A 25,197-nucleotide genomic window follows, 5' to 3' on the forward strand; every position below is an offset into this window, starting at 1 on the left:
CCATGCCCAGGCAACAGCCCCTCAAGGCCATCATCACCGGCGCCGGAATCGGCGGACTGACCTGCGCCGCCGCACTCCGGAAAGTCGGCATCGACGTGGCGGTGTACGAACGCGCCACCGAACTGCGCGCCGCCGGCTCCGGCCTCTCGGTCACCAGCAACGCCCTCACCGCACTCGCCACACTGGGCATCGACCTCGGACTGGACAAGCGCGGCCAGGCCGTCGAGTCCTTCACAGTCATGGACCACCGCGGTCGAATGATCCGGGACCTGCCCTTCAAGGAGGTCTGCGACCAGGCCGGCGCACCCACCGTCTGCCTGAGCCGCTCCGACCTCCAGGACGCCCTGCTCGACGCGGCCGCGGACAGCCCCCTCCACCTCGGTGCCACCGCAACCGGCTTCCACACCGACGACACCGGCGTCACCGTCCGCTTCGCCGACGGGCGCTCGGCACACGGCGACCTCCTCATCGGCGCCGACGGATTCCACTCGGCCATCCGCGCCCAACTCGTCGGCCCCGAAACCTCCCAGGACAGCGGCTACATCTGCTGGCTCGGCATCATCCCCTTCCAGCACCCCCACCTCACCCCCGGCTGCGTACGCCACTACTGGGGCAGTGGACAGCGCTTTGGACTCATCGACATCGGCCACGGCCGCGTCTACTGGTGGGGCACCAAGAACATGCCCACCGCCCGCTCCCATGTCTGGGACGGCACCAAGGACGAGATCACCCAGGCATACGCCGGCTGGGCCGACGAAGTGCAAGCGGTCATCGAAGCCACCCCGCCCACCGCCATCCTCGCCGTGCCCTCCCGGGACCGCACCTTCCGCGAACGCTGGGGAGAGGGCCCCGTCACCCTGCTCGGCGACGCGGCCCACCCCATGCTGACCACCCTCGGCCAGGGCTCCGCCATGGCCATCGAAGACGCCGTGGTCCTGGCACACACCCTCACCGAGCCAGGTGCCCGCGATGACCTGCCGCTCGCCCTGCGCACCTACGAAGAACGCCGCCGCGACCGCACCCGCGCCATGGTCGCCACCTCCCGGGCGATGAGCGACCTGGAACAGGCCGACACCCCCGAAACTCGCCAAGCGCGGGACGATTACTTTCGCCTGACGCCCCGTCAAGAACTCGCCCGCCAAAACGCCCAAGCACTCACCTTCCCCGGCATCCCCTCTCCCCAACCCCGCATCCGACGCAACCTCAGCCCCCTGGAACGCTGGTACTGGATCGCCGACCGCACCTCACCACTCAACGGCATCATCCGGACCCGGCTCCACGGGCACCTGGAACTCCCACTCCTGCGCCGCGCCCTGGACGTCCTGCAGGCCCGACACCCCTTGCTGCGCGCCGCGATCAGCGGCGACGACGAGGGAGCGCCCGCCGCGTTCCGACCGCTGGCCGGGCAGCCGATACCCCTGCGGCACGTCCAGGTGCCGGCCGACGACCCCGACGCCGACACACGTTGGGAACGGGAGGTCAACGCGCACGAACTCACCGAAGGCATCGACTGGCACACCGGCCCGCTGCTGCGCGCCGTAGTGATCACACGAACGGGCACCGAGCGCGACCAGGACATCCACGACCTGCTCGTGACCTCATCGCACTGCATCGCCGACGGCATGACGGGACTGTCCCTGCTCGGGGAATGGCTCGACATCGCCGCCGGGCTCACCACCGGAGCGGAACCGGCGGCCACGTCACGCCGGGCGTTGCCCGCCGCCGAAGACCTGCTCCCGCGCCACCTCCGCGGCCAGGCGGGGAACACCCAGCTCACTGCCCTCCTACAACGAGACGAAGAGCAACGCCGCCGCCTGCGCCCACGGCGCCTCACCCCCGGCCAACCCGTCCCCTTCCACCTGCGGCGCACCCGCATGGTGCACAGGTCCCTCAGCACCGACGAACTGCACCTCCTGCTGAGCGCCTGCAAACGGCACGAGTCCACCGTCCACGGAGCCCTCGCCGCCGCCATGGTCACTGCCGTCGCCCAGGAGACGGACACCCACGAACCGGCCCACTTCTCCATCGGCTCACCGCTCGACTTCCGCTCCGACCTGGACCCGGCCGTCTCTCACGACGAGGCCGGCACCTACGCGGCCACGCTGCCCACCCACGTCCTGTACCGGCCCGGGGCGCCCCTGTGGCCCATGGCCCGCGCCATCAACCAGGACCTCGTGGACCGCCGTAAGCGTGAGGAACACCTGACCCTGGTCAACCTCCTGGAGCAGGCAGGACCCAGGACCTCAGCCGACGGCGAGGCGTTCATGCGCTACATGGACGAACACGGCCCACTCAACCTGACCCTCTCCAACCTGGGCCGATATGACTTCCCCGACCACATAGGGCCCTGGCGCGTCTCCCACACCCAGCTCGTCGCAGGCATCTCCGTCACCGGCGCCATGGTGGCCACCACCCTCACCGCCCACGGTCAACTCGCCTGGAACTTCAGCTACATCGACGACATCGTCCCCACCCCCCGAGCCCACCGGATCGCCGACGCATCCCTGCACATCCTGCGCGCCGCGATCTCGGCCGAGGCCCCCGACAACCCCGAGACCCCCGACAACCCCGACGCCTCCGACGCCGGTCACTAGGACTGCCGGCACATCGGGGCCGGACAGGCCCCGACAAGGAGACGCGCCAGCAGACCGGCGAGCACACACCCCACCACGGAAGAAGGCCCACATGCTGCACCACAAAACCAAGCCCCTGCACCCCGCCGGCCGCACCGTCGTCATCACCGGAGCCTCCACCGGGCTCGGCCAACACTGCGCGCTCCAACTGGAACAGCGCGGCTTCCGCGTCTTCGCCGGTGTCCGCAAAACCGAAGACGCCGAAAAGCTGCGTGCCCAAGCGTCCTCCGCGCGCTTGCAGCCCGTCCTCGTCGACGTGACCGACGAGGACTCCATTCGCACTGTCGCCGCCGAAGTCGCCGAGTCCGTAGGTGAAGGCGGCCTGTGGGGCCTGGTGAACAACGCCGGCACCTGCGTCTCTGCTCCCCTGGAATGCGTGCGGCCGGTATGGCTGCAGCAACAGCTCAACACCAACGTCGTCGGTGCCGTCGCCGTCACCCAGGCATTCCTCCCGCAACTGCGCCGCAGTCGCGGGCGCATCGTCAACATCTCCTCGGGGCTGGGAAGCGTAGCCATTCCCTACCTCGGTGCCTATGCGACCGGTCAGTTCGCGAAGGAGGCAATGAGCGACGCGCTCCGCCGGGAACTGCGCCCCTTCGGTATCTCCGTCTCCGTCGTGAAGCCGGGCGCGATCGCGACCCCGATATGGGACAAGGTGCGGGAGACCGGCCGGAAGATCCTGGACGAGACTCCCCAGGACATCGCCGAACTCTACCGAGCGCCCTTCGAAGAATTCCTGCGGATGAACGAACACCGGGCACAAACCAGCAACACCCATCCGGAGGACTTTGCGCGCACCGTCTTCCGTGCACTGACCGCCGCCCGGCCCCGTACCCGCTACTGCGTCGGCAACGACGCCCGGACGGCCGCGCTGCTGTCACGGCTGCTGCCCGACGCCGCCCTGGACCGGGGCTTCGGCCGGCTCACCGAGGGGACCAACCGGAATCCCCGAGAAGCTGGATGAAACATCAACCACTTCTCCGTGTGGATGTTTACTTGAATTCCTGACCGTCGCTCGGTGTTTCTCCGCCTTTCGGCCGAGGGAATTCAAAAGCGGCTCGGGACTCCTCGGGACTAAAGTCCCGGGAGATGTCGCGGTTCTGTCACCGAGCACTCGCCTTCGGCTTGCTGTTACAAATCCGACGGATTGCCGTGATGTGGGATGAATAACTTTCCTGACGTCGCCGCCGAACAGAGCGGATGACGACAACGACTCGGACCTGCAAAGGAACTCCCGATGACTTCTTCCCACCGCACGGCAACGCGCCGCCGCAACCTCGTACGCACCTCCGCGATATCCGCCGTCGCGGGCTCGGCGCTGCTGCTTCCGGCTGCCGCCGCGTTCGCCGACAGCCCGGCTCCTTCGAGCGCTGGGACCTCGAATGCCGAACAGGGCAAGAAGCAGGACGGCGACCGGAACCAGGACAACGGCGGCCAGGAAAACAGCGGCCAGAAGCAGGCCGCCCAGGACGAGAACAGCCAGGACAAGGGCAGCAAGGGCAGTAACGGCAACAAGGACACCAAGGGCAGCCAGGAGAGGGACAAGGGCGAGAAGGGCGAGCGGAAATTCGTCCGCGCCCAGAGCCTGGCCGGTGGCTTCACCGCGAAGGTCTACCGGCTCGGCCAGAACCACTACCAGGCCGACATGTACGCCAAGGCCCCCGACACCGGCAAGCTCGTCAAGTACGACACGTTGGAAACCCGCGGCGGCAAGCCCGCCTACGGTCAGCACAACGGTGCCCACTTCGTCCTGCAGCCCGACGGCACCATGACCTCCTGGGTCGAGGACGGCAACAAGAAGCCGGACAACAAGAAGCCGGAGAGCAACAAGCCTGGCAACAAGGACGCCAAGGGCAGGCAGGGCCAGAGCAAGCAGGACCAGGGCAAGGCCGTCCCCAAGGGCGGCGTCAAGGCCGGTGCCGAAGGTGTCGGGTCGGGTGACCACACCATGCTGCTCGCCGGCGGCGGCGCGGCCGCGGCCGCCGCCGGCCTCGGCTTCACCGCACTGCACCGCCGCAGGGCACGTCAGTCGGGCGACAACGCCTGAATCACCCCTACCTCTCACAGGAGTTGAGGCGGCCGGCTCTTCCCTCACCGGAGCGGGCCGCCCACTTCCTGCCCCCTGCTCTACCGTCGCCCTGCCCTGCACCTGGAGCCGCCGTGACCACTCCTCCTGACTTCCGTCTCCGTCGCACCGCGATCTGTGCCGCGCTCGCCCTCGCCGTCGCCGGCGGGCTGACGGCCTGTGGCAGCGGCGACACCCCCGGTCCCGATGTCAACGTCGACAACGCCGCGACGACCCCGGCCAAGGAGACCGCCCCGCCCATGGCGCCGTCCAAGCCCAAGCGCCTGCAGATCCCTTCCGCAGGCGTGAACGCCGGACCGTTCGTCCCGCTGGAGGTGGGCAGCGACGGAGAGTTGGGCGTCCCGCCGGTGGACAAGGCCGAACAGCCGGGCTGGTGGACCAAGAGCCCCACCCCGGGCGAGAAGGGCGCCGCCGTCATCGTCGCCCACTACGACACCAAGAACGGTCCGGCCCTGATGCGCAACGTCAAGAACATCAAGGTCGGCGACGAGATCAAGGTGCTGCGCGAAGACGGCTCCACCGCCACTTTCAAGATCCGCGAACGCCAGCAGGTCAAGAAGGACGCCTTCCCCACCCAGAAGGTCTACGGCGACACCGACCGCCCGGAGCTGCGCCTGCTCACCTGCGGTGGCGAGATCGTCGACGGCCACCGCTCAGCCAACATCATCTTCTACGCCGACCTCGTGAAGTGACCGGCAGCCGGGCCCGGCGCTCGCCAACGTGCCCGCGCGCCGGGCTGCTTCGGCTCAGCCCAGCGCGTTCATCAGGGCGATGACATAGCCATTCAGCCGTTCCTCCACGGCCTGCGCCGTCAGCTCTGGCCTGCCTGCCTCCCGCCATGGCTGCGCGACCTGCCGTACTTCTTCTGAGCACGCCAGCGCGTCCCGTACCTGCCAGTACAGTCGCGCGCTCGCGGCCGCGGCCAGCACCCCGCCGGCTTCCTCGTACGCCTCGGCGAACCGCAGACCCCACGCCGTGCCGTGCAGCAGTGCGAGGTTGGTGGAGCAGTGCGCCACACCGAGATCCGCCGGGCCCCAGGAGGTCGCTGCCCACGTGCCGGCCCACCCAAGCCAGGGTCAACGGTCGGACAGCCGCCGCTGCATCGTGGTTGGACACGCAACGCCGTTGGCGGTGGCGCCCAGGTGACCCTGGAGTTCCCCGATGGCCAGACCCCGGATGCGCAGAACCGGCCGAACGCGCCCGCAAGGCGCGAGGCGTCGGCTTGCTCAGAGGACGAGGTCACCGGCCTTGACCACGTGTCGCAGATGCCGCTCGGGACGCGTGAGGACGGTCAGGTCCGCCAGCGGATCGCCGTCGACGACGAGCAGGTCGGCGTGCGCGCCCGGCGTGAGGGTGCCGATTTCGCCCTCCATCCGCAGCAGGCGGGCCGCCGTGCTGGTGGCGGAGCGGATCACCTCCGCGGCGGGCTGGACCTCGGCACGCAGCGTGAACTCCTCCAACTGGGCCGAGTGCAGGGGCCCGAGCAGGTCGCTGCCGTAGACCAGGTTGACGCCCGCGCGGTGGGCCTTCTCCAGGGCGGCCAGCCCCTGGTCGCGGACCTCGGTGAGCTTGCGGTACGAGGACTCCGGCAGGCCGGACTGCCGGCTGAGCTTCGCCGTCTGCTCGTAGGCGATCAGGGTGGGCACCAGGAAGGCGTCGTGCTCCAGCAGAAGCGCGATGGTCGCGTCGTCGATCAGGTTGCCGTGTTCGACGCAGCGCACGCCGGCCCGCAGGGCCCGGTCGATGGCACGAGGATGGTAGGCGTGCGCGGTGACGTAGCGGTTGTGGTTCTCCGCCTCCTGCACGGCGGCGCGTATCTCCTCCTCGCTGTACTGGACCGCCGCGATCTCGTCGTGCGGCGAGGCCACCCCGCCGGAGAGCAGCACCTTCAGATGGGCGGCGCCCTTGCGGAACTCGTCCCGGGCTGCCGCGCGGACGGCATCGACGCCGTCCGCGATCCGGGCGAAGTTCGGACGGCTCTCGCAGCAGGGCACCGAGTCGTCCCCGAGCGGGCGCAGATCGCCGTGGCCGCCGGTCTGGGAGAGCGCCTTCCCGCCGTGGACGAGCCGCGGGCCGAGTGCCAGCCCCTCGGCCAGGGCCTGGGCCATGCCGTGGTCGGCGCCGCCGACGTCGCGGACGGTGGTGAAGCCACGGCGCAGCATCCGTTCGGCTTCCGCCAGGGCCCGGACGGTCAGATATCCGGGGGTCCAGGAGGCGATGGCGGACAGGTCGAGGGAGGTGACCAACAGGTGGACGTGGGCGTCGATCAGACCAGGTAGCACGGTCGCGCCGGCGGCGTCGAGCACCTGCACGTCCTGGCCGGCGGCGGGCGGGCGGCCGGTGCCGGTGGCGGCGATCCGGCCGTCGGCGACCTCCATCCAGGCCGGGTCGGTACGGGTGCCGGTCTCGGGGTGGAGCAGGTGGGCGTCGGTGATCAGCAGTCGGCTCACGGCGGGAGTCCTTTCACGAACTCGTTTCAATACGACCCGTATTGAATACACCATGTATCGTGATGTTGTGAATCCCTCTCCGGTCGAACCCTCCGCGCCCCGCCCCCCGCGGCGCCGCGTCCACACCAGAGCCCGCATCCTGTCGGCGGCGGGCGAGTTGTTTCTGTCCGCGGGATACGCGCGGACGAGCATCGAGGACATCTGCACCACGGCCGGCTACACCCGCGGGGCCTTCTACTCGAACTTCGCCACCAAGGAGGACCTGCTGCTGGCGCTCTTCGACGAACAGGCAGCCGAGCGGATGACCGAACTGGCGCAACTGGCCGCCGCAGCCGAACAGTTGGGGCCCGAGGAGCGGGCGCAGCGCCTGGTCGAGGCGCTGCTACGGGTCGAGGCCGCCGAAACCGGGTGGATTCTGCTCTTCCTGGAGTTCCGCCTGCTGGCCGCCCGCACCTCCGTGCTCGCCGAGCGGGTCGCCGCACACGACCGCACGGTGACCGCGGCGCTGGCGGCACTGCTGGAGCGGGTCCTGCCGGAGCTGGTACCGCCCGGCGCCTCCGCCGAGCAGGCAGCCGAGGTGATCCTGGCCGCGCGCGAGGGCCTGCTCGCCCGTACCGCCGCGGGCGGCCCGGCCGCCGAGGACCTGCTGAACGCGACGACGGCGGTGCTGGCCGGGCTGCTGGGCTGACACAGCTGACACAACGGAACGAGGGGCGCGACCAGCCGGGACACCTGTCCCCAGGGGCGCGCAGGCATGCAGGTGGATGCCACCGGCACGCGCTCCCCGTGGGTGGAGGCAGCCGGGCGACGGCACACCGTGCGAGCCCGCACCGGAGCCGGTGCCGAGGGCCCCGTGCCCTCCTGACCCCGGCACGGTGAGGGGTGCTGCCGTGCGGTCAGTCAGTGCTGAAGGAGCGTGAGAACTCAGTGAGGGCTCTGGCCACGGTGCGGGGTGCTTCCGCAGGCAGCAGGTGGCGGGCGTCAGGGACAGTCGTCAGGGTCGCGTGCGGAATGTGGGCCAGGAGGTGGTCGCGCAGGACCTGCGGGGGTTCCACCACGTCGTTCTCGGCGGCCAGTACGGTCACCGGGACCTCGATGTTGCGGACGGCGCGGCTGGTGTCCTGTGCGATGCCGTGCAGGGGCCACTCCTGCCGGGCCGCGGGCCGGGACGCGAGACTGTTGCGCACCGCAGTGGCGCGCACCGCCGCGGGCAGGGCGGGGCGGTCAGGACCTGGCCGAGGGCGTGCTGCACCGCGGCGGGTGAGTCGTAGGCGTGGGACAGGCGCTGCCGGTACTCCTCGGTCACGGTGGCGGGGTGGGTGGTTGCGGTGGTGCGGACCCAGCGCAGCGCCGCCTGCTGGTCGGCCAGGCCGAAGGTGCCGGAGCCGGGCAGCCCGCTGTGCGCGAGGAAACCGAGGGCCCCGAGGCGGTAGTTGACGGTGACGACCACGACGTCGCCGCGGGTGGCCAGGCGATGCGCGTCGTAGGAGCTGCCCGCTCCGGTGGTGAAGCCGCCGCCGTGCAGCCACACGATCACCGGCCGGGGGCGGGTCGGTCCTGCGCCGTCGGGCGTGGTGATGTTCAGGTGGAGGCAGTCCTCGTCGGTGCTGCCGCCGGGTACCTCGCCGGCCAGCTGCGGGCAGGCGTTCGCGGGCCGGGTCGCGTCCCGTACCCCGGTCCAGGGCGCCGCGCGGCGGGGCGGCGCCCAGCGCAGCCGGTCGACCGGGGGCGCCGCGTAGGGGATGCCCTCGAAGGTGCGGTATCCGGCCCCGACGGCCCAGCGGTCGTGGGCGGCGCCCCGCACCAAGCCGTCGTGGGTGCGTACCGTCGTGGCCGCGGCGGGCCGGGCGGACTGCGTCGGTGGCGCTGCGGGCCAGGCCGCCGCGAGCACGGCGGTCAGGGCGCAGCCCAGGGTGGTCAGGACCCGGTGCATGCTGATCATCCCCCTACCTCGGCCTCTCTACGACTTCTCGCTCCCGTCCGGTCAGCTGCCGCCCATGCCGCCCTGCGCGGCGATCATGGTCATCGGCAGAGCGCGTACCGTCTTCTCCAGTCCGGGCGCGAGGGCGGCCAGACTCCCCGTGCAGGCGCCGATCCGGTCCCGGAAGGTCTTCTGGTCCTGCCGGGAGACGACCGAGCGGATACCGCCCGCCGCGGCCAGCGCCAGCAGCGCGGTGTCGGCGGCGGGGATCTCCTGCACGGAACCGTTGCCGTGCAGCACCGTGGACACCCGGGCGCGGAGTGCGGCGGGCACGGCGCCGTCCGTCACCGTCAGCCGCCGCGTGCCGAAGCGGGTGCGGGGCGCCTCCACGGTGAGGAGCCCCTTCGCGGCGAGCCGGTCCTCCACCTCCGTCAGGGTCCGCTTGCGGTGGCGGCGCACGAGCTGCTTCCAGCCGTGCCCGTCGGCGGCATCACGCAGGACACCGTCCAGGACGGGATCGCCGGTCGGTTCGGTGCCGGACACGGTGACGGTGCCGCCGTCCTCCCGCAGTCGGCCGCGCAAGGCGAGGTCGACCAGAGCGGCGGCACGCACCAGCAGCTCCGTCCGGGAACGGTCATAAGGGCCTTCGGCCCCGTCGTGGGCGAGCAGATACATGAGGCAGGCCAGGTCGTCGGTCACACCTCGACGCTACGGCCGGGCACCCGGACCACGGATCGGCCTGGGGAACGGACCGGCACTGGGAACACAGGAGGACCGCCGCCCCGTCTCCTCCCTGAGGAGGAGGGGGGCCGTCAGGGGCGGCGCGGCCGCACGAGGCCGTGGTCGTAGGCGGCGACGACCGCCTGGACGCGGTCGCGCAGACCTAGTTTGCGCAGCACCGCGGTGACATGGTTCTTGACCGTGGCCTCGGACAGGCGCAGCCGCTCGGCGATCTCCGCGTTCGACAGCGCCTGCCCGATCAGGGTGAGCACCTCCCGCTCACGGCCGGAAAGATCCTTGAGGGAGGGCGGCGGGGCCGGGTCCGGCGTGGTCCGCAGGAACCGGTCGAGGACGCGCCGCAGCACGGTCGGCGCCAGCAGCGCGTCACCGCGCGCGGTGAGACGGATCGCGTCGACGAGTTCGGCGGGACGGATGTCCTTGAGCAGGAAGCCACTCGCCCCGGCCCGCAGGGCGTCGACCACGTGCGCGTCCACATCCCAGGTGGTCAGCACGAGCACCCGGGCCCGACTGCCGCACTCGGCGATCTGCCGGGTCGCCTCGATGCCGTCCACGACAGGCATGCGTACGTCCATCAGCACCACGTCGGGCGCCAGCTCCCGCGTCAACCGCACCGCCTCCTGGCCGTCGGACGCCTCACCGACCACCTCAAGGTCGTCCCGGGCGTCGATGATCATGCGGAATCCGGTACGGACCAGAGTCTGGTCGTCGGCCACCACCACGCGCAGCGTCATGACGCGCCCTCCACCGGCAGCCGCGCCGCCACCTCGAACCCGCCTCCGGACAGCGGACCGGCGCGCAGACTGCCGCCCACGAGCCGTGCACGCTCCCGCATCCCCACCAGACCGCGCCCCGCTCCCACCGCGGCCGAACCGCCCTGCCTGGTGCGCCCGTTGTCCACCACCGTGACCTCCAGAAACTTCCCTCCGGCCGCCACGAGCACACGCACTCGCACACGCACCTCGTCAGCACCGACCGCATGGCGCAGCGCGTTGGTCAGGGCCTCCTGAACGATCCGGTACGCCGCCAGGTCCACCGCGGCCGGCAGCCCGTCGGTGACGCCCTCCCGTTGCACATGCACGGTCATCCCGGTCGCACGCACGGTGTCGACCAGCTGGTCCAGGCGCGCAAGTGAGGGCCCGGGCTCCCGTTGCTCGCCGGCCTCGTCCTCGCCAGCCTCGCGCTCACCGGCATCGGGCCGGAACGCACGCAACAGCAGACGCAGTTCGCCGAGCGCCGAACGGGCGCCGGTCTCGATGGCCCGCAGCGCCTGACGGGCCTGCTCGGGCCGCTCGGTGAACACGTCGTCGGCCGCGCCCGCCTGAACGACCATCACCGACAGGGTGTGCGCCACCACGTCGTGCACCTCGCGGGCGATCCGCGCGCGCTCCTCCACCACCGCCCGGCGCATCTCCGCCCTCGTCCGATCCTGCTGCGCCCTGCGCCACTGCCCCGCGGTCCACGCCAGGACCACCATCAGCAGATAGGCCGCCAGGCCCGCCGGACCACCCGCCCCGAACGCCAGCGGCGCCGGCAGACACATCGCCGCGAGCGCCCACACCGACATCCGCCGCGGCCTGATGGCAGACAGCACACACAACGCGACCTGCCCCGCGAGCAGCGCCCCCGTCAAGGACACCGCAGACAGCAGCGCCCACACCGCGAGCCCCGTCGCCGCATTCACGGCCAGTACGGCGAGCGGCGCGCGCACCAGCCACCTCAGGGCACAGACCTGCGCGAGAACCAGGGCCAGGGCCACGGGCAGTCGCCAGCCGCGCTCCGCACCAGCGATCAGCACCGAGGTACCGAGGACGACGAGCACCAGACCGCCGGACCCCCACCACAGCGCCCGAACCGACCGGCGCGACGGCTCGCCCCACGCCTCCCCGGCGAATGCATCGCCGTCCGGCTGCCTACTGCTGTGCTCCACGCCCCGACCCTATCCGGCGGCGCAGTCAACGCCGATGACCGCGAGCAACCACACGGCCAGGACCTGGCGGAGAGTTCGACGCCGTGCTACTGCGTGGGCGGAGCCGCCGTGCTCCTCGCCGCCAGTTGCCGGCCCCAGGGGATGTCGGCAGCCGCGGCCGGCACCAGACGTTCACGCGGTGGTTCCGGGCCGACCGGGCGCCGGACGAGCTCCGGATCACCGGCCGAGCTGCTCCGGGGCCGAAGAGCGACCAGATTGCCCTCGCCGATGAGCGGGTGACGGAACAGCATATGGCTGCCGTGGTCGTCGGGAACCGTGTCCGGGGCCCATCCGCGCTAGGCGTGTCAGGACGGCGGCCGCGCAGCCGGGCGCGCGATCCGACGGAAACCACAGCAATCGCTGACCGCGCAGTTCGGTCCAGGTCAGTGCCGGTCGGCCGGCGAGCGGATGGCGGCCGTGCAGGACGATGCCGAGCGGCTCGTCGTTGACCGTGCACAGCTGGAGGCCCGAGGTGTCCACGGGCATGCGCAGGATGCCGAAGGCCAGGGTGCCCGCGCGCAGCAGATCCCCGTGGAGCTGGGCGTCGACCCGCTCGTAGGCGAGCCGCACCTGTCGGCCGAGCGTGATGACGTGCTCCGCTGCGGCCGGCACGGACTGCGGTACGCCCTGGCACACACCCGGGACGCCGTCGAGAGCGATCCGCTCCGAGCCGAGCGTGGAGCACTTGGCGTCCGCTGCCGCTCCGCAACGGGGGATCAACTCCCGCCCACGCGCGGTAATCGCGGTAATCTCGGCGAGATGAATGCTCCCGCTCCCCTTGGTCCGCCGGAGGTCCTCGCCGCGCTCGGCATCTCCTTTCGGCTGCATGAGCACCCTGATGTGATCACCCCCGTAGAGGTGTGCGCCGCGTTGGGCGTTCCGCTGGAACGGACCGTAAAGACCTTGGCATTCGTCACCCCCGAGGACCGCCTCCTGCTGGCGGCCCTGCCCGGCCACTCACGGCTGCGGTACGGCGCCCTCGCCCGCGCGGCCGGACTCCGCCGCACCGACCTTTCCCCCGCCGACGCCGGGCGGCTGGCGCGGGCGGGGATGCGGCCGGGCGGGGTGTGCCCGGTGTCCGCGGACGGGGCTGCGGTGGTGGTGTTCGATGAGACGGTCAGCAGCCTCGGCCATGTGCACTGCGGCAGCGGTCGGCCCGACAGCAGTATCGAGATCGAAGCGGCGCATCTCCTGGCCGCTGTTCCGGCGGCCAAAACGGCCCCGATCGCCGACGTCCCTGCGGACGAGCCGGCATGACCATCCGCGACGCCACACCCGCGGACGCCGCTGACATCTACCGTCTGCTCAGCGGCTTCGTGACGAGCTACCAGCCCGAACGAGCGGTCTTCGACGACGTCACCTTCCCCCGGCTGTGTCGGCCCAACGATCACCAAGGCCGCCGCAGACGGCAAAGCCGAGTTCCTGGTCGCCGAGCAGGACTTCCGCGTGGTCGGCTACCTGCTCGCGCTGCGCATGCCGACCCTTTTCGCCGGCGGACCGATCCTCGAACTGCTGGAACTCACCGTGGACACGCCCGAGCGTGGCCGCGGCACGGGCTCCGCGCTGATCCGGGCCGCGCAGGCAAGGGCCCGCGAGGCACAGGACGTCGAGGTGACCGTACCGACCCGCAGGGCGGCCGACTTCTATCGAGATCTGGGGTTCCACGAAACCGCGGCATATTTCAAGTGGCCCACGACGTGACCGAAGAGCTGCTGGGCCGCCGCCTTGACGACCGACAAGAACCGCCTTCCGTGGATTGCGGCCGCCAACACCGCCTGCCCGATGCATTCGACGTCGAAGGCCGGGAGTCGCCTTCCGGCTTCGGGCCTTCCGGCAGACTGCTGCGATGGACGTCTACGAATCCCTTGTCGACGTGGTCGGCAACACCCCGTTGGTACGGCTCAACCGGATCACCGCGGGCCTTTCCGCGCCTGTCTACGCGAAGTTGGAGTACGTCAACCCGGGCGGGAGCGTCAAGGACCGCATCGCGCTGTCCATGGTGCGGGCCGCCGAGGACGCCGGGCTGCTGCGGCCGGGCGGCACCATTGTGGAGACCACCTCGGGCAACACCGGCGTGGGGCTGGCCATGGTGGCGGCCCAGCGCGGCTACCGCTGTGTGTTCACCCTGCCGGAGAAGAGCAGCGCCGAGAAGGTGGCGGTGTTGCGCGCCTACGGTGCCGAGGTGGTGGTCTGCCCCGGCGACGTGCCCCGCGAGCACCCCGACCACCCCAGGTCGGCGGGCGAGCGGATCGCCCGAACCACTCCCGGTGCGTGGCTGGCCGACCAGTACAACAATCCCGCCAACCCCCAGGCGCACCATGGCGGTACGGGCCCGGAGCTGTGGCGCCAGACCGAGGGCCGGATCACGCATCTGGTGGCGGGCATCGGCACCGGCGGCACGATCAGCGGCTCCGGCGGCTACCTCAAGGAGGTCAGCGGCGGCCGAGTACGGGTGATCGGCGCCGACCCGGAGGCGTCCGTCTACTCGGGCGGCCCCGGCACCGCGTACGCAGTGGAGAGCATCGGCCTGTTCCGTCATCCGGAGACCGTGGACGACTCCTGGCCGGAGTCGTTCCACACCGATGTGGTGGACCGGTTCGAGCGGGTCAGCGACCGCGACTCGCTGCTGACCGCCCGCCGACTGGCTCGTGAAGAGGGGCTGCTGGTCGGTGCATCGGCCGGGACCGCGGTGGCCGCGGCGCTCCGGGTCGCCGCCGGGCTCGGTCCGGACGACCTGGTGGTCGTGGTGCTTCCGGACTCCGGCCGCAACTATCTGAGCAAGGTGTACGACGACGAATGGCTCCGCGAGCAGATCGGCGACGACTTCCCAGCCGACAGGTAAGGGGAGCGGTGCCAGGCAATATGAGGCTGCCTCCGGTGTCCCTGTCAAAGCCTGACCCATGACCCCATGGCTCCAGGACTGCGTTTGGGGACAGGGCCGCGAGCGATGCCCTGTGCTGTCGCTGGTGCTGGGGGCCGGTGCGGTCGTGCAGACCTACCGCATCGGGGATTCGGGAGCCCAGGCTGCCTGGCACGACAACTTTTCCGCGACGCACACCCGAAACGGGAGGCCGGTAAACGGTCGGTCATGAGCGAAGGCGCAGGCACCTCGTACCGTCCTGTGACTGCACCCCAACTCTCGCCTCGGCCGCAGTCATCCGCCCGCTGTTGTTGTCGTTCGAGGTATCCACCTCCACAGGACAGCTCGACACCGATCCTGAACCTCGTCCGACCGGCACCTGGCCGCTGGTGCCCTGACGAGGCTCTCTCGTAGCCCCGGCCACGTCGCGCCCCTGCGTGGGGTGGGGGCGCGACGTGGCGGGTGGGGGAGGGGGGAGGTGGTCAGAGCTTCAGGAAGGGCTTCTCTCCCGCGATGTTGATGCGGTGCATCAGGCGCTCGTGCGGGAAGTAGTCCGCGACCGCGAGGTGCTGAGTGCAGCGGTTGTCCCAGATCACCAGGTCGCCCTGGGTCCAACGGTGCCGGTAGATCAGCTCGTTGGTCTCGATGTGGCGGCAGAGGAAGGCCAGCAGTGCTCGGCTCTCGGACTCGGTCACGCCGTTGATCCGCGTCACGTACGGGTTGGAGATGTACAGCGCCCGGCGCCCCGTCTCGGGGTGCGTACGGATCAGCGGGTGCTCCACAGGTTCCTGGTCCCCGAACTGCTGGTCCGGGTCGATGCCCTTCTTGCGCAGCGACCTCTGGAGGTTGCCGTAGTCCGGGCCGAACGCCTTGCGCACGTCGTGCGTCGCGGTCAGCTGGAGCAGCAGCTCCTGCATGGGCGCCGACAGCGCCTCGTACGCCAGGTACATGTTGCCGTAGAGGGTGTCCCCGCCGACCTTGGGCGTGATCTTGGCGTAGAGGGCCGTGCCGAGCGGGGGTTCGGCCCAGCCGCTGTTGTCGGTGTGCCAGTCGTTCAGCCCCGGCGGCTTCTGCTCGTTGTTGTGGAGCACCATCACCTCGGGATGGCCCTCAACGGTCATCGGCAGTAAGTGACTGTGCGTCAGGAGCGGCCCGAATCGCGCGGTGAACGTCTTCTGCTGCTCGACCGAGATGCCCTGTCCCGGAAAGACCAGGATGTTGTACTGGTGGAAGGCGTCCTGGACCGTCTTCCACGCCTCGTCGGAAAGCTCCTGCGACAAATCGAGACCCGTGACCCGAGCCCCGATGGCGGGGCTTACCGGCTCGACGACGGGCAGGCTTTTGCTCATGGTGATACTGCTCCTCACTGCGAAATGGGCATGGTCAGCGGCTGACCGGTGGTGGACAGAGTGTGCAGCAGGACGTCGGGATCGATGACGCCGCCGCTGACGACGGCCACGGGATTGCGCCAGCCGTACGAGGCGGAGTGCTTCAGCGCGGCTGCGTACGCCGCGGCTCCTGCGCCCTCGCAGACGATTTTGTCGTCGAAGGCCAGCGACGACAGCGCCTCCGCGACTTCCTGCGGAGTCACCGTGAACACCCCGGCCAACTTGTCCTTCAGCCGCTCGAATTGTGCTGGAATGACGAAACTCGCGCCGATGCCGTCCACGAATGAGCGCTCGTACTGCACTTCCGTGGGGCGGCCCGCGCGCAAAGATGCGGACAGGGGGGCTCCGGTGCTGATTTCCACGGCGTAGACGGGGACCTTCAAGTAGGTCGCCAGGCTGTAGGCGAGGTTCCCGCCGCCGTACGGCGCCAGCACCGCGTCCACGTTCGGCAGATCGTCCTGGATCTCCATTCCGATCGTGGCGATGCCCAGCGAGACGTATGGATCACTCTCCGAGGAGAGGAAAAAACCCGGCAGGTCGGGGAAGGAGGAGGAGACCATGGTGCGACGCCAGATCGCGTACGGGACGGCAACGATCTGCGTCCTGGGGTTGTACGCCAGGATCTGCGACCGCTTTGCCTCCGGAATCGAATCCGGCACCACCACCGTGTACGCCAGATCCAGCTCCGACGTCACGTGCGCCAGGCCCTGCGCGAAATTTCCCGAGCTGCCCGTCACGACGCCTTCGCGGACGATCCGGGTCCATACCTCTGGACGGAACCGCCGGTACGCATGCAGCGCACTGAGCGCACCGCGGGCCTTGAAGGAATTGGTGATCTGAAGGTTCTCGCACTTCAGGTGAATGTCCACCGGGCTCGGGGCATTCGCCTGCAACAGCGGCGTACGGCGAATATGCGGGTCGATGAGTTCGCGCATGCGCCGTACCGAGGCGGGTGAAATGGCCTCGGATAAATGGGGTTTCAGCATGTGGCTTTCGCTATCGGGTAGGATAATTCCTCGGTCAGGCCGAGCTTCCGGGCCAGCGCGATGCTCGGCGTCTTGCCCGCGTGACACGTAATGACGGAGCGCAGGCCCTGTCCGCTGCCCCACCGGCTGACCGCGGCGAGGACCACGAACGCCAGGCCCTTGCGGCGGTGGTCGGGGTGGGTGTTGGCGCCGAGCTCGATCAGCCCGCCGCCGATGACGCCGTGTCCGTCTGCCGCCACTTGGCCGTCCTTGACCAAGGCGAAGCCGACCGCCTTTTCGGCGTACTGGGCACGCGTACCGAAAATGCTCCGCGCCATCGGGGAATCGAGGCGGGAGAACGTCTCCCCGTCGATCCGCACCAGAGCGTAGCCGTCGGGGACGGCCGGCGCGGGGGCGATGAAGGCGAAATGGGTGCGGGTGAAATGGACTCGCCGACCGGCAGCGAAGCCGGCCTGCTTCGCCCAGGCACCGGTGCCAGGGCCCGGTGGATAGACGAGCTGTACCTCGCCGTGCCCGGCGAGCAGTGCCTTGGCCTGAGTGAAGAATGCGGGGGTCATGGCCCCGGCGGCCAGGCAGAACGGCGCAGTGGTGGCGACCAGACAGGACACCGGCACGTCGTTCTGGAAGTGCGCCCAGGCCCTGCCCGGGATGGCTCCGTCGACGACCGCGTGGACGAAGGCCAGGTTGGGATGGTCGGGGTCGAACAGCGGGACAAGACGCGGTAGGTCGGCTGCGGCCACTTCGACCAGCTGCGTCCGGTCCAAGCCGGGGACTGGCGGGGCGGCGCTCATAGGTTCTCCATCGGAGGCTCTCCACGGGTTTCGGAAACGAGGCGGGCCGTACGCACAGAGGTTCGATCCTAGGATCTTCAAGGCCCCGCGATATGCCTGGTGGCTCAAGTTAGGGGGGTAAAGCGGCACTTAGGGGGGTCGAGGGGGCTTAGGGGGAAATCGGAGGGGCAACGCGTCGGTGGGTGAAGCGCCACGGCGGCGGTGAGGGTGTGAGGTGCCCGTGGCCCAGGCAGGTGTTCCATCCCGTCGGACCCCACGCACTCCGTCGGCCCGCTTCCTTCAAGCAGGTTCGCCAGTCGGTTGCCGTTCAGGAGGAATTCGCCGTCAGTCGCTGTCAGCCGCGGTCGGGGAGGCCGCCGAGGGCGATGGCGTTGGCCGCGCGGGCGAGGTCGGCGGGCGTGACCGTCCTGCCTTGGGCCTTGTCCCGCGCGATCTGCTGGTTCTTGCCGACTTAGCCCTGCATCTCCTGCTGGTAGTGGGCGTAGGCCACGCGGTGGTCGCCGTGGCTGTCGGCGAGTTGGCTCACGAGCACGTAGGCGTCGACAAGGGCCATGCTGGTGCCCTGGCCGGAGCGTGGTGAAGGGCAGTAGCCCGCATCGCCGACGAGCGCCACCCGCCCGTTCGACCAGCGATCGAGGCGGGCCTGGCTCATGGAGTCGAGCCTCCTTCTCCTTCTGGGGGAGGGCGGCAGGCGCCGAGACCCGGGCGGTGCACAAGGCATGGGCCCAGGTGGGGTCTCCGTCTCGTAACCCGGTCCGTACCGGGCAACAATGGTGGCATGCGGATCGTCATCACCCGTACCGGTGGGTTCGCCGGCATCGAGCGTCGGGCCGAGCTGGACACCTCCGGCCGGCCCGACGCCACGCATCTCGAGGCCCTGGCGCACCGCGCCCTGGCCCCGGGCCGCGACTCCCCCGCTCGCGGTGTTCCCGACGGCTTCCACTACGAGATCACGGCCGACAACCGCAAGATCCATCTCGCGGACCCGCACCTCACCGAGGACCAGCGCGAGCTGGTCCGCACGGTGCTCCACGAAGGCGCGTGACCCCACTTCCAAGGCATGTGGGACCGTTCCCTGGCGTTCCCTGACGACGGCACACCCCGGTGTGCTCAGGGCGTCAACTCCAGGAGTGCGACGGCGCGGACTGCGTCGAAGCATCGATCAACTCCAGGTGCACAGCCGTGAATTGGGAGCCTCAGGGGACCTGTAGAACATCCCCGGCGAACCCGGTCCCGGGCTGGAGCCGGCCGGCCGTACCGTTGGCAGCCGTTGTTCGTCGCCGACTGTTGTTCGCCGTAGGGGTCGTCCGGCGGATGACTTCACCTTCGGGCGATCACTTGGTTTTTCCAAGCTTCATGGTTACGCTGCCGCTGCATGATCACCAGCAGCAGGAACGATGGATACGGGCTCTCCATGGACCCGGACCGCCTCGATGTGGCGCAGGTGCACCAATGGTTGTCGACCGATGCGTTCTGGGCTCTGGGGCGCACTCGGGAATCAGTCGAAGAGTCGGTGCGCGGGTCACTGAACTTCGCCGTCTACGACGCCTCCGGTAGCCAGGTCGCCTACGCGCGCGTGGTCACCGACCGCACAACCTTTGCTTGGCTGTGCGACGTCTACGTTGCACCCGCGCACCGCGGCAAAGGACTCGGTACCTGGCTTGCAGAAGCGGTTCGCGACCACCTCGCCCCCTATCGGCTCAAGCGTGTGCTCCTCTCGACGCTCGACGCGCACGAGGTCTACGCGAAGGCTGGTTTCGTCCCTGTCCCGAACCCCGAGAAATTCATGGTTTTGAATGCAGAGGGATGACCGAAGCCGGGGGTAGGCCGCCACAGACCCAACAGGCTCACGGGCGGGGCTCAGCGGGCCGGGAAGCTGTAGGTGTAGCCCTGGGAGTCGAGCTGGTCCAGCAGCTTGGCGAGAGCTGTGATGGTCTGCGATCGGTCGCCGCCGCCGTCGTGCATCAGGATGATCGAGCCCGGGTGCAGGTTGCGGTTGATGTTCTGCAGGATGCCGGCGACGCCGGGTCGCTTCCAGTCGTCGGAGTCGTCGCTCCAGGCGATCGGCCGGAGCCCGTGCTGAGCGGCGATGTCGCGAATGACGGGTTTGAAGTCACCGCCGGGTGCCCGGTAGTACCAGAGCTTGGCCCCGGGGCCGGCCGCGTCGGATATCTGCCGCTGGGCGTCGGCTATCTCGTGGATGTTGTAGTCCAGCGGCATGCTGCTCTGCCGCTCGTTGTGGTGTACGGAGTGGTCGCACAGCCGGTCACCGGCGGCGACTATCGCCTTGGTGAGGTCGGGGTGGTGCTGCGCGTTCGGGCCGATCTCGCAGAACGTGGCCTTGGCATGGTGCTGGGCCAGCAGCGCCAGTACCTTCGGCGTCCAGCGCGGGTCCGGGCCGTCGTCGAAGGTCAGCGCGACGGATTTGCCGCCGTCCTGCGTGGCGAACTGGAGCGCGTTGCTCACCGTGAAACCATTCGACAAGCCGGCGGCCGAAGCGCTGCCCGGGTCACTCGGCCCGGCAGCGGTCGACGAGGACTGGGCGGCGTGAGAGGAAGAGGGGGCGGCGGGCAACGAGGACGACGCGCTGTGCGACGGAGGCGGGGAAGGGGAGGCCGAGCCGGTGGCGACGATGGACCGGGCAATGGGTCGGGGAGCTGAGGTGGACGGCTGCCCGGCTGCCGACGACGTCTGGGCCGCATACGCTCCGTATGCCGCAAGGGTGGCTCCGGTGACCGCCACCGCAACGGTGACTGCCGCCTTCTTCGCACTGGCCAATGCCACAGCAGGTCCCTCCAACGGCGCCCCGGCGGGCATGCCTGTTCAGCGGTGACGGGTGATGGTATGTCGCACACGGCAGGAGTGGGGGAGCCGGCTGCGTGGTCGTCGTCGTGGGTTTGAGGTCCCGGTGACGGATCCGGTGGCTGCTGCGCCTACTCCTGGTTCGCCACTCTTTGTGACGCATAAGACGCTAATGGTCCGTTTTGTGTGCTATGTCGATAACGGTAGAGGAATCCGGAGTCGCAGCCCAGGGGCTCGCTGTGTGACCTGCATCCCGTTCGGGCCTGCGGTGATGCAGAGCAGGGCTGTCGTCCTGAGATTTTGGGGCGGCTTTCCCTGTGCGATCACACCGTCGCGGGCGCCGGGCATGCTCTGCAGCGCCCGGCGCGTCGGGTGAAGGCGGACGGAGATCACTGCACGCGGGGTCGGCGCCAACGCGCAGATTCGCCGCGATCTTGCTTCGTGGGCCAGCGGCTCCCGCGTCCGTCTCGCTGGTGTGATGCGGTGCGGGCGGGGGTGGGGGCGGGGCACCAGTGAGGCGGTGTGGCTGTGGTGGCGTGGAGGGTGAGCGGGTATCCGGCCCGCAGGAGCGGGATGCCCTTAAGGTGCTCGGTCACGGCTGAGGTCGGCGAACCGACCCAGTGCGGCCGGCCGACTCCGATCCGTCAGAGCGCTTTGTCCCCCTTGTGTAGATATTCTGTGCAGTGTGATCGAGTCTGGACGGCCGCGGCTCCGTCGCCACAGCCGGTGGGGGTTTGTACGGCTGTCGCCGGTCATCCTGACCGTCGTCATCGCCAGCCTGGCGTACGCCACTCCTCCGGAAATGGCCTTCAGTCGCCTCCTGCCCGCGGCGCCGGCCCTCGCCGCCGCTATGTGGCCGGTACTCCCCACCGTCCTGCTGGGCACGGTCTGCCTCTTTCTGATGATCGGCCTCAGCATCGTGTTCCCCGGCCTGGGGACGTGGTGGACGGCTGCGGGGATCATCGCGGTCACCGTGGCGGCCGCATACGGAAGCCATGTCCGGCTCCAGCGGGAGCGGACCCTCTTCCAGGTGCGGCTCGTCGCCGACGCGGCGCAGCAGGTGGTGCTGAGTCCGATGCCGCGCCGCTACGGGCGCGTCGAGATCGAGTCGCTGTATCTCGCGGCCGAGGCGGAGGCCCGTATCGGTGGGGACTTCTACGAGGTGGCCGACACGCGATACGGGGTCAGGTTGCTCATCGGTGATGTGCGGGGCAAGGGCCTGCCGGCAGTGGGGGCGGCCGCGGCGATCGTCAACTCCTTCCGGGAGGCGGCCTATGGCGAGGCCGACCTGATCAGCGTCGCGCGCCGGCTGGACGCCAGCAGCACCCGCTACAACGCGGCTTTTCCCCCTGAGGGGTCGATGGAGCGCTTCGCCACCGCCCTTCTCGTCGAGATCCCGCATGAGGGCAGGCGGGTCGAGATCCTCAACTGCGGACATCCCCCGCCGCTGCTTCTGAACCGCGGGGAACTCCGTGCCCTCGAGCCCACCACCCCTTCGCCACTGCTCAACCTCGCGGAGCTGATCGGCGATCACTACACCGTCGACACCTTCGACTTCGGCCCCGGTGACCTGCTTTTTCTCTATACCGACGGGATCGCCGAGGCCCGCGCTCGCGACGGTGAGTTCTTCCCACTGGCGGCCTGGATGCGCCGACAGCCCCCGACGCAGCCCCACGAACTGCTCGCGGCTCTTCACCACGAACTCCTCGCCTACAGCAGAGGACGACTGGACGACGACATCGCCGCCCTCGCAGTGCGCCTGCGTGAACCCTCGGAGTGAGCCCGCCCAGATCGCGCCAGGTGATGTGTGCTCGACGTAGTCCTGGCCCTGCTCCGCAGGAAAGCGGGGACCGCCTACGCGAACAGCACGGCGTCCGCTCCATCAGGAGGCAGCCGGGGCCGTCCCGCTTGAGCCGGGCGTCCGCCCGCCGGGTGGGCCTTTGTGCACGAGTTGCACAGGACAGGGCCGCGGACCGGTGGCGGAGTGCTTGCTCCGGTATGTCGAGAAAGTCCCCGCTGCTCGGCTCGGGCCGGTCAGGTCAGTTCAGCGGTGATCTGCCAGAACGGCAGTAGTACTCTGCCGTGTTGGTCGACGGTCGCGGTGTCGTCCCGCTCCGAGGTGCCCGATACGGCGGGCGCCAAGCTCTGCCATGCCTGCCGGGTCAAACCGGTGGTGTAGTGACGGGGTTCCATGCGCCGGATCGTCCAGTCGTTGCGGAAAGCGTCGCGCAGGCTGCGTTCGTCCATGTCGGCCGGCATCTTCAGACGGGCGGCCAACTCTCCGCGGAAGCACAGGGCATGAAGCCTCGCACCGGGCGCGCACACCCGACGCAGACCAGCGAGGTACGCCCGCCGCTGGTCGGCGTCCAGGCAGTGCAGCATGGCGCTGTCGACGACGGTGCGGAAACCCCCTGCCACGCCGATGCCGTGCAGTTCCGTCGCGTCCGCGACGGTGAAGGTCACCGGACTGTCGATGGCGGCGGCCTTGGCCCGGCTGCGCTCGATCGCGGAGGGTGCGGCGTCGAAGGCGGTCACCTCGTAGCCGCGGCCGGCCAGGAACAAGGCGTTGTCCCCGAGTCCGCAGCCGCATTCCAGCACCGGGCCGGTGATCTCGCCCGCGGCTTCCAACTCGACGATCAGCGGTTGGGGAGCGTTCAGTTCCCACGGGATCAGGTCCGACTGGCGGTCGTCCGCTCCGAAGGAGATCTCGTGCCCTTGGTACATCGCCTCGAAATCCAGTGCCGCCTCCCGGCTGCCCTGGTCGTCATGCGCAGGATGCAGATCGGCCATCCAACCCTCACCTCTTCTAGTAGACGGGGTTGTTCACTAAAGGGAGTGTAGGCAGGAAGGAACGCTGCCGTCTACTGTTGGGCTCATGGCAGAGAGCGCAACACCTGGACGCCGCCGCCGAGGTGCGGAACTGGAGCACGCGATCTACGTGGCGACGCTCGACGAGTGGGCCGCGAACGGCTACGGCCAACTCACCATGGAAGGCATCGCCGCCCGTGCCGGCACAGGCAAGGCGGCGCTCTACCGGCGTTGGTCCGGCAAGCAGCCCCTGGTTCTGGACGCCCTGCGCTACGCTCTGCCCCCGCTGCCCGAGCCGGACCCGGAGCACTCGGCCCGGGAGAACCTCGCCGGCGCGCTCGCCGCCTTCAGCGATGTGCTGGCCGGCAGGACTCTCGTACCAGGTATCGAGTTCATCGGCGACCTGCTGCGCGAGCCGCACCTGCGCGCCGTATTCGCCGGCGAGATCATTGCGCCGCGACTTGAGCGCATCGAAGCCATCCTGCGCGAGGGTGTGCGCAGCGGCGAGTACGGCCCCGAGGTCGCGCACCCGCTGGCCGCACGCACCGGTCCCGCTCTGATACTCCAGACCTTCCTGCTCACCGGCGAGCCACCGAGCTCGCGGGAGCTCGACCTCATCATCGACACCGTGCTCCGTCGGACGGCCACGTCGGGGGAGGAGAAGGAGCAGGAGCGGGACGGAAGCGGCTGAAGAGGCGAGCCTGTCCGGGCGCGGGACGAGGCGGGTCGGCACCGGGATCGTTCGGTGAACTCCGCATCGCCGCGCCGGTGATCGGGAGGGCGTTGGCCTGGGTGCTGCCGGGTCGGAAGGTGGGACGACCGCGGTGAGGGCTCGGTGGCGGTATCCGCGGTGGGCAGTCGCGGTCGGTTCCCTTGTGTGGCAATCCCCATAGAGCCTTGCTCGGTTGCGTGATCTTGCAACTGTCGTGGAGTCCCACGCGTCTCACCGGTCATCGACACATCAACCGGATGAACCGACCGGACGGACTGGGCACATGCAAGGACAGCAAGCAGGAGCGACGGGCAGCGGCCGGGTGGGGCGACAAGGTCAGCAGCCCGCACGTCCCTCTTGGGAGGTGTCTCCACCCGCCACGGCGTACCGCGCTGCTCCGGCGGCGAGGGGGAACAGGCGCCCCGGCCGCCGAGGGCGTCGGGCGGGCCTGGCGGTCGGAGCCGTGCTCATGGTCGCCGCCCTCGGCGTCGTCTGGTGGCTGACCCGGCCGCCCACGCTGCCCACTATTCCCCGTCAGTACCTTGCGACCGTTCAGTCGGCCACCAAGACCTGCCCGGAGTTGAGCGTTCCGTTGCTGGCCGCGCAACTCGACGCGGAGAGCCACTGGAATCCGCAGGCGGACTCCGGTCAAGCCCAGGGCATCGCGCAGTTCCACCCGTCGACCTGGGCGGAGTGGGGCAAGGACTACACCGGCGACGGCAAAGCCGACGTATGGAACCCGGCCGACGCCATCCCGGCCCAGGGCGCCTATATGTGCCACCTGTTCAAGCAGGTCAAGGGCGTCCCCGGCGACCCCACCCAGCTCGCGCTCGCCGCGTACAACGCGGGCCCCGGCGCGGTGCTCAAGGCCCACGGCATCCCGCAGATCTCCGAGACGCAGAACTACGTCAACCGGATCGAGGCGCTGATCCCGAAGTACACCCAGACCTACGCCCAGCAGATCGGCGCGTCACCCAGCCCTTCGGGCAACTGACGAGGCACGGGACCTTTCTCACGGAGGGGCTCAAGGCCACCTACACGGTGGTGGGCATC

26 protein-coding genes and 1 pseudogene are annotated in these 25,197 nt (G+C 69.7%); 13 read left to right on the forward strand and 14 right to left on the reverse strand.

From position 1 onward, the window contains the following. Positions 1–2: 2 nt before the first annotated feature. The 4 genes from B073_RS49100 to B073_RS0124580 all read left to right on the forward strand — a co-directional run bounded on the left by B073_RS49100 (position 3) and on the right by B073_RS0124580 (position 5,411). On the forward strand, positions 3–2,594 hold the full coding sequence (locus B073_RS49100) for an FAD-dependent monooxygenase (protein ID WP_018540736.1): 2,592 nt from the start codon (positions 3–5) through the stop codon (positions 2,592–2,594). Positions 2,595–2,685: 91 nt separating this feature from the next. After that, a complete protein-coding gene (locus tag B073_RS0124570) occupies positions 2,686–3,597 on the forward strand; it encodes an SDR family NAD(P)-dependent oxidoreductase (RefSeq protein ID WP_018540737.1) in 912 nt (303 codons plus the stop codon). A 273-nt stretch (positions 3,598–3,870) separates the two neighbouring features. Further along, the gene (locus B073_RS0124575) at positions 3,871–4,680 is read left to right on the forward strand and encodes a hypothetical protein (protein ID WP_018540738.1); all 810 of its coding nucleotides are present in this window, start codon (positions 3,871–3,873) and stop codon (positions 4,678–4,680) included. Positions 4,681–4,793: 113 nt separating this feature from the next. After that, positions 4,794–5,411 carry a class F sortase gene (locus B073_RS0124580; protein WP_018540739.1) on the forward strand — a complete coding sequence of 206 codons (618 nt, stop codon included), beginning with the start codon at positions 4,794–4,796 and terminating at the stop codon, positions 5,409–5,411. A gap of 54 nt (positions 5,412–5,465) precedes the next feature. Here B073_RS0124580 and B073_RS0124585 read toward each other — a convergent pair. After that, a pseudogene (locus tag B073_RS0124585) lies at positions 5,466–5,771 on the reverse strand (aminoglycoside phosphotransferase); the annotation flags it as partial. A 174-nt stretch (positions 5,772–5,945) separates the two neighbouring features. Continuing rightward, positions 5,946–7,169, reverse strand: a complete 1,224-nt coding sequence (locus B073_RS0124590) for a metal-dependent hydrolase family protein (protein ID WP_018540741.1) — start codon at positions 7,167–7,169, stop codon at positions 5,946–5,948. Between the two features lie 67 nt (positions 7,170–7,236). Between B073_RS0124590 and B073_RS40985 the strand changes: the two genes are divergently transcribed. After that, the gene (locus B073_RS40985) at positions 7,237–7,857 is read left to right on the forward strand and encodes a TetR/AcrR family transcriptional regulator (protein WP_018540742.1); all 621 of its coding nucleotides are present in this window, start codon (positions 7,237–7,239) and stop codon (positions 7,855–7,857) included. A 208-nt stretch (positions 7,858–8,065) separates the two neighbouring features. Here B073_RS40985 and B073_RS48120 read toward each other — a convergent pair whose 3' ends face one another. From B073_RS48120 to B073_RS41000, 6 genes are all read right to left on the reverse strand, one after another. After that, on the reverse strand, positions 8,066–8,254 hold the full coding sequence (locus B073_RS48120; RefSeq protein WP_018540743.1) for an alpha/beta fold hydrolase: 189 nt from the start codon (positions 8,252–8,254) through the stop codon (positions 8,066–8,068). Beyond that, the gene (locus B073_RS40995; RefSeq protein ID WP_018540744.1) at positions 8,251–9,111 is read right to left on the reverse strand and encodes a carboxylesterase family protein; all 861 of its coding nucleotides are present in this window, start codon (positions 9,109–9,111) and stop codon (positions 8,251–8,253) included. Before B073_RS40995 ends, B073_RS48120 begins: the two co-directional genes overlap by 4 nt. A gap of 42 nt (positions 9,112–9,153) precedes the next feature. Continuing rightward, positions 9,154–9,789, reverse strand: a complete 636-nt coding sequence (locus B073_RS0124605; RefSeq protein WP_018540745.1) for a GOLPH3/VPS74 family protein — start codon at positions 9,787–9,789, stop codon at positions 9,154–9,156. A gap of 113 nt (positions 9,790–9,902) precedes the next feature. Further along, positions 9,903–10,562, reverse strand: coding sequence for a response regulator (locus tag B073_RS0124610; protein WP_018540746.1), 660 nt, complete (start codon positions 10,560–10,562; stop codon positions 9,903–9,905). Further along, positions 10,559–11,758, reverse strand: coding sequence for a sensor histidine kinase (locus B073_RS0124615; RefSeq protein WP_018540747.1), 1,200 nt, complete (start codon positions 11,756–11,758; stop codon positions 10,559–10,561). The genes B073_RS0124610 and B073_RS0124615 overlap by 4 nt, the downstream gene beginning before the upstream one ends. A 216-nt stretch (positions 11,759–11,974) precedes the next feature. Further along, entirely contained in the window at positions 11,975–12,517 is a 543-nt protein-coding gene (locus tag B073_RS41000; protein ID WP_158690205.1) for a LysR substrate-binding domain-containing protein, read from the reverse strand. Positions 12,518–12,556: 39 nt separating this feature from the next. Between B073_RS41000 and B073_RS46630 the strand changes: the two genes are divergently transcribed. The 3 genes from B073_RS46630 (at position 12,557) to B073_RS0124635 (ending at position 14,639) form a co-directional block, all read left to right on the forward strand. Next, complete coding sequence (locus B073_RS46630; protein ID WP_158690206.1) at positions 12,557–13,054, forward strand: aminoacyl-tRNA deacylase; 498 nt, start codon at positions 12,557–12,559, stop codon at positions 13,052–13,054. Positions 13,055–13,183: 129 nt separating this feature from the next. Further along, entirely contained in the window at positions 13,184–13,498 is a 315-nt protein-coding gene (locus B073_RS41010) for a GNAT family N-acetyltransferase (RefSeq protein WP_078508160.1), read from the forward strand. 145 nt (positions 13,499–13,643) lie between these two features. Continuing rightward, positions 13,644–14,639, forward strand: coding sequence for a pyridoxal-phosphate dependent enzyme (locus tag B073_RS0124635; RefSeq protein WP_018540750.1), 996 nt, complete (start codon positions 13,644–13,646; stop codon positions 14,637–14,639). A gap of 500 nt (positions 14,640–15,139) precedes the next feature. Here B073_RS0124635 and B073_RS0124640 read toward each other — a convergent pair whose 3' ends face one another. The 4 genes from B073_RS0124640 to B073_RS48125 form a co-directional block, all read right to left on the reverse strand. After that, positions 15,140–16,006, reverse strand: a complete 867-nt coding sequence (locus tag B073_RS0124640) for a TauD/TfdA dioxygenase family protein (protein ID WP_018540751.1) — start codon at positions 16,004–16,006, stop codon at positions 15,140–15,142. 14 nt (positions 16,007–16,020) lie between these two features. Beyond that, positions 16,021–16,980, reverse strand: coding sequence for a threonine ammonia-lyase (locus B073_RS0124645; protein WP_161195958.1), 960 nt, complete (start codon positions 16,978–16,980; stop codon positions 16,021–16,023). A 44-nt stretch (positions 16,981–17,024) separates the two neighbouring features. Continuing rightward, positions 17,025–17,822, reverse strand: a complete 798-nt coding sequence (locus B073_RS0124650; protein WP_018540753.1) for a GNAT family N-acetyltransferase — start codon at positions 17,820–17,822, stop codon at positions 17,025–17,027. A 451-nt stretch (positions 17,823–18,273) separates the two neighbouring features. Continuing rightward, positions 18,274–18,474, reverse strand: coding sequence for an FAD-dependent monooxygenase (locus B073_RS48125; protein WP_018540754.1), 201 nt, complete (start codon positions 18,472–18,474; stop codon positions 18,274–18,276). A 126-nt stretch (positions 18,475–18,600) separates the two neighbouring features. Here B073_RS48125 and B073_RS0124660 point away from each other — a divergent pair, with 126 nt between their 5' ends. Both B073_RS0124660 and B073_RS0124665 read left to right on the forward strand, forming a co-directional pair. After that, positions 18,601–18,867, forward strand: coding sequence for a protealysin inhibitor emfourin (locus B073_RS0124660; protein WP_018540755.1), 267 nt, complete (start codon positions 18,601–18,603; stop codon positions 18,865–18,867). Between the two features lie 330 nt (positions 18,868–19,197). Beyond that, entirely contained in the window at positions 19,198–19,632 is a 435-nt protein-coding gene (locus tag B073_RS0124665) for a GNAT family N-acetyltransferase (RefSeq protein ID WP_018540756.1), read from the forward strand. A 50-nt stretch (positions 19,633–19,682) separates the two neighbouring features. On the opposite strand, the gene B073_RS48130 is transcribed toward B073_RS0124665, so the two are convergent. After that, positions 19,683–20,288, reverse strand: a complete 606-nt coding sequence (locus B073_RS48130; protein ID WP_018540757.1) for a polysaccharide deacetylase family protein — start codon at positions 20,286–20,288, stop codon at positions 19,683–19,685. A 1,021-nt stretch (positions 20,289–21,309) separates the two neighbouring features. On the opposite strand from B073_RS48130, the gene B073_RS0124675 reads away from it, so the two are divergent. Continuing rightward, positions 21,310–22,404: a PP2C family protein-serine/threonine phosphatase gene (locus B073_RS0124675; RefSeq protein WP_051094180.1), complete on the forward strand. Its 1,095-nt coding sequence runs from the start codon at positions 21,310–21,312 to the stop codon at positions 22,402–22,404. Positions 22,405–22,658: 254 nt separating this feature from the next. Here B073_RS0124675 and B073_RS0124680 read toward each other — a convergent pair whose 3' ends face one another. Continuing rightward, a complete protein-coding gene (locus B073_RS0124680) occupies positions 22,659–23,414 on the reverse strand; it encodes a class I SAM-dependent methyltransferase (protein ID WP_018540759.1) in 756 nt (251 codons plus the stop codon). 85 nt (positions 23,415–23,499) lie between these two features. On the opposite strand from B073_RS0124680, the gene B073_RS0124685 reads away from it, so the two are divergent. Together B073_RS0124685 and B073_RS41015 are read left to right on the forward strand one after the other, a co-directional pair. Next, positions 23,500–24,123, forward strand: coding sequence for a TetR/AcrR family transcriptional regulator (locus tag B073_RS0124685; protein ID WP_026247696.1), 624 nt, complete (start codon positions 23,500–23,502; stop codon positions 24,121–24,123). 490 nt (positions 24,124–24,613) lie between these two features. Beyond that, a complete protein-coding gene (locus B073_RS41015) occupies positions 24,614–25,138 on the forward strand; it encodes a lytic transglycosylase domain-containing protein (RefSeq protein ID WP_018540761.1) in 525 nt (174 codons plus the stop codon). Positions 25,139–25,197: the final 59 nt, after the last annotated feature.

This window comes from Streptomyces sp. MspMP-M5 (genome assembly GCF_000373585.1).
In the GTDB taxonomy this organism is placed as follows: Bacteria; Actinomycetota; Actinomycetes; order Streptomycetales; family Streptomycetaceae; genus Streptomyces.

Coding starts and splice junctions, on each gene's coding strand:
- B073_RS49100 (WP_018540736.1), top strand. CDS start 3: ATGCCCAGGCAACAGCCCCTCAAGGCCATCATCACCGGCGCCGGAATC.
- B073_RS0124570 (WP_018540737.1), top strand. CDS start 2,686: ATGCTGCACCACAAAACCAAGCCCCTGCACCCCGCCGGCCGCACCGTC.
- B073_RS0124575 (WP_018540738.1), top strand. CDS start 3,871: ATGACTTCTTCCCACCGCACGGCAACGCGCCGCCGCAACCTCGTACGC.
- B073_RS40995 (WP_018540744.1), bottom strand. CDS start 9,111: ATGATCAGCATGCACCGGGTCCTGACCACCCTGGGCTGCGCCCTGACC.
- B073_RS0124610 (WP_018540746.1), bottom strand. CDS start 10,562: ATGACGCTGCGCGTGGTGGTGGCCGACGACCAGACTCTGGTCCGTACC.
- B073_RS46630 (WP_158690206.1), top strand. CDS start 12,557: ATGAATGCTCCCGCTCCCCTTGGTCCGCCGGAGGTCCTCGCCGCGCTC.
- B073_RS0124635 (WP_018540750.1), top strand. CDS start 13,644: ATGGACGTCTACGAATCCCTTGTCGACGTGGTCGGCAACACCCCGTTG.
- B073_RS0124640 (WP_018540751.1), bottom strand. CDS start 16,006: ATGAGCAAAAGCCTGCCCGTCGTCGAGCCGGTAAGCCCCGCCATCGGG.
- B073_RS0124645 (WP_161195958.1), bottom strand. CDS start 16,980: ATGCGCGAACTCATCGACCCGCATATTCGCCGTACGCCGCTGTTGCAG.
- B073_RS0124650 (WP_018540753.1), bottom strand. CDS start 17,822: ATGAGCGCCGCCCCGCCAGTCCCCGGCTTGGACCGGACGCAGCTGGTC.
- B073_RS48125 (WP_018540754.1), bottom strand. CDS start 18,474: ATGAGCCAGGCCCGCCTCGATCGCTGGTCGAACGGGCGGGTGGCGCTC.
- B073_RS0124660 (WP_018540755.1), top strand. CDS start 18,601: ATGCGGATCGTCATCACCCGTACCGGTGGGTTCGCCGGCATCGAGCGT.
- B073_RS0124665 (WP_018540756.1), top strand. CDS start 19,198: ATGATCACCAGCAGCAGGAACGATGGATACGGGCTCTCCATGGACCCG.
- B073_RS0124680 (WP_018540759.1), bottom strand. CDS start 23,414: ATGGCCGATCTGCATCCTGCGCATGACGACCAGGGCAGCCGGGAGGCG.
- B073_RS0124685 (WP_026247696.1), top strand. CDS start 23,500: ATGGCAGAGAGCGCAACACCTGGACGCCGCCGCCGAGGTGCGGAACTG.
- B073_RS41015 (WP_018540761.1), top strand. CDS start 24,614: ATGGTCGCCGCCCTCGGCGTCGTCTGGTGGCTGACCCGGCCGCCCACG.